We start from the raw sequence: 480 nt of genomic DNA, 5'->3' as shown, positions 1-480 counted from the left end.
GAGCTGTTAGCTATCGCAGCTCAGCGCTTCGTGAGTTGTCGGAGAGGTACATCATGAGCAAGTCTCTCACACAACCATTTCCCGTTTTATTGCAGAAGTTTTTTACCCAACGCCTTCTGCTACAGCAACACGTAAGCCACTGCACCGTGACCGCTTACCGCGACAGTTTTCGCCTGTTGCTAGCCTTTGCATATCAACGATTGCACAAGCGGCCTTCCAATATTGCTATCGAAGATCTGAACGCGTCGTTCATTCTCGCGTTTCTCCACCACCTCGAACGGGATCGCCATAATTGCATCCGCAGCCGCAACGCGAGGCTCGCCGCCATACGGTCGTTCATGGAATATGTTTCCTCCGAGGAGCCCTCGGCGCTGGCGACCGTGCGGTCTGTATTGGCGATACCCATGAAGCGCTTCGAGCAGCCTCTCGTCGGATCTCTGTCTCGCGAGCATATTGAAGCGATTCTCGCTGCTCCCGATA

Annotated in this window: 1 protein-coding gene; it reads left to right on the top strand. The window is 54.2% G+C overall.

Features of this window, described 5'->3' with window-relative positions; genetic code table 11:
* Positions 1-53: 53 nt before the first annotated feature.
* A partial coding sequence (locus SB822_RS54945; RefSeq protein WP_410858828.1) for a site-specific integrase occupies positions 54-480 on the top strand: 427 nt, incomplete at its 3' end.

Source organism: Paraburkholderia sp. SIMBA_054 (assembly GCF_046534875.1).
GTDB classification, from domain to species: Bacteria; Pseudomonadota; Gammaproteobacteria; order Burkholderiales; family Burkholderiaceae; genus Paraburkholderia; species Paraburkholderia hospita.
Note: the sequence above shows the minus strand (reverse complement) of the source record. Positions and strands in the feature narration are given on the sequence as shown.